This is a genomic window from Bacillus sp. SRB3LM (assembly GCF_015712745.1).
Classification (GTDB): Bacteria; Bacillota; Bacilli; order Bacillales; family Bacillaceae_G; genus Bacillus_A; species Bacillus_A thuringiensis_K.
Genome location: NZ_VWVQ01000044.1, coordinates 1 through 2484 on the forward strand (window position 1 = coordinate 1; position 2484 = coordinate 2484).

Below are 2484 nucleotides of genomic sequence, written 5' to 3' on the forward strand. Positions count from 1 at the left end.
TCTATTGTCCGTCTGTTCCCGCTCTTCTATATAAGATTGAACAGCTTGCAAGAGAAACTCCTCTTGTCCTAGCCCCGCATCTGCTGCCATTTGTACGACTCTTTGCTTGAATTCATGATCGGCATGAAAAGTTAATGGCTCTACATTACTTTTAAAGTAAATACCTTCTACATGAGGAAGTATCGTGCCGGATTTCATATGAGAATGTAAGTATTTAACCTCTTCTTGAAATTGCAGTGGATCTACTTGTAATACGAAAGGCTTAATTTCTAATTTGATAGTATCTGATGAAATATCTAATCGCATATTTGTGACACCTAGTTCTTTATAAAATAAGTTTATGAGATTATAAGTGATGGAATGAAATAATTGAGGTTTTTTAAATGAAAAAGATAAATACCCTCGTTTAGTAATTACCGCTTTTTTATTGAAAGGTTCAAAGGAGTAATCATGTTCCTTATAAGTGGATAGAGGGAAAATTTCTTCGTCCTCTGTAAGAATCTTGCCGTCTTCTCCATTAATCTCTATTACCCTAGCGGTTTTTCCAATGTGTAGATGTTTTAATAATTGATATAAATATATATCTTCATCTTGAATCTTCGTAATAAATGTTTTTCGCTCTTTTGTTTTGGTTTTTTCATAATCAAGCATAAAAATCTCTAGTTCTTCCTCATCGATAAGATATACTTGTTTTCCTCTTTTTTCTACCATTGTTGCAGGTAATTTTCCAGATTTGATATATGTAAAGATAGTAGATGGTGCAACATTCAAAATTTCAGCTACTTCTTTCGTGCTAAGGCCTTTAACCTCATTTTTATTTTTTAAACGTTCAATATCCTCTAAATAGAAAATCTTACTACCGAATTGCTTCCAGTTATCTTTATATACACATTCTATTAATCCATCTTTTTCTTTTTTTAAAATTGTTTGTACCGTTACTCCTAATAAGTCGGCTGCTTCTTTTGTCTTTACAGTAGGTTTTGTAATGAACAATAAATCTTGTGTCATGAAAGGACACCTCCATAACTATAGTTTGTTAATATTTTAGGTATGTATATATCATATCAGAATCTGATTTATATTTAAAATAAGAAATAGATTTTATTAAATATCGTATTCATTATTATGGTTTGAAAACCTTTTTCATTTAATTTATATATAAATTAAAATTAATAGTGATTTTTATTATAAAATCACTATTAATTTTAAATAATTAACTATTAAATAATATCTATTTGTTAATAAATTATAAAAAAATATAATTATAAGTAAATAAAGAAGAATGTAGGATTCTTACAGAAAGAATATGAATTATCATTTGTATAATGTATAGAAGTAAAATAAAATGATAAATAAGGATAATAAAGAGTGTTATATTCATAATCATCAATAGGAAAGGTGAATGCCAAGTATGGATAAACAAAATAAAAAAGAGAACTTAACTATAACAATGAATCAAAGTGAAGATATAGATACATATGTAGAAAATATAAGAGATATGGTTCTATTTCTGCATGATAGTCGTTATGTAGATAAATTAGAAGAGAAGATGGAGGTTGCAGAAAAAGAGGGGAAGAGTAAATATACGTATTTAAGTGATCTGGAAGTCATTTATCATTTCGTACATTTACAAAAAGATATGGATGAGAAGAAGAATAGAAAAGAGGATACGAAAAAGAGTTATGTTTCCGAAATCTTATCATTTTGTCAGTGCATGGTGCAGCATGCAGAAGAATTCGAATTGAATGGGGAAGAGGTACAGAAAAAGGATTCTTTATTAAAAACATTACAACCTTGGCATATTCGTAAATATAATGCTTGGTTGAAGCAGGTAGAGAACGGTAGAAATGGGGATACGTACGCGGTTGCAACACTTGCAAAGAAAACAGTGCTCATTCGTTCTTTTCTAAAACATCTTCATGTATTTTCTTACATCGAAAAGCCTCTTCATGAAGAACTGCAGCGCGCGAATGTAAATGAACAGGATCGGCCAAATCGAGACCTATCCTATGATGAAGTGATGAAAATTTTAGGGTTTTATAAAGAACAAGGGCATGTAGTAAACTATACCATTTTACTAGCTCTAGCAAGTACCGGTGCAAGAATGCAAGAATTGTGCACCGCGAGAGTGAAAGACTTACATTATGACGGAAAGTATTGGTTAAAAGTCACAGGAAAAGGGGATAAAGTACGTGAACTTTTCATTTCTGAACATTTATTCCAATGTATATGTGAGATGAGACGGAGAAGAGGATTGCAAACTGTATTGGACCAGGGAGATGAAAGTCCTGTATTTATTAATCAAAGAGGAAACTTTTATAATCCCAAAACGTTATCAAACCAGGTAACAGATATGATAAAAAAGACAAATTTAGAATTTCTACAATATCGCGAAAACCCTGTAACAGCGCATACATTCCGTCATGCGTTTGCGATTATGGCTGTGGAACAAGGAAACGCTGATTTATACCATTTAATGCAGAC

At 31.1% G+C, this 2484-nt stretch carries 2 protein-coding genes; one reads left to right on the forward strand and one right to left on the reverse strand.

The genetic code is table 11. The features are described from left to right. A partial coding sequence (locus F3I02_RS17690; protein ID WP_196478261.1) for a helix-turn-helix domain-containing protein occupies positions 1 to 1008 on the reverse strand: 1008 nt, incomplete at its 3' end. A gap of 403 nt (positions 1009 to 1411) precedes the next feature. Here F3I02_RS17690 and F3I02_RS17695 point away from each other — a divergent pair. Continuing rightward, positions 1412 to 2484: tyrosine-type recombinase/integrase (locus tag F3I02_RS17695; protein WP_196478262.1), on the forward strand; the 1073-nt coding region annotated here is incomplete at its 3' end.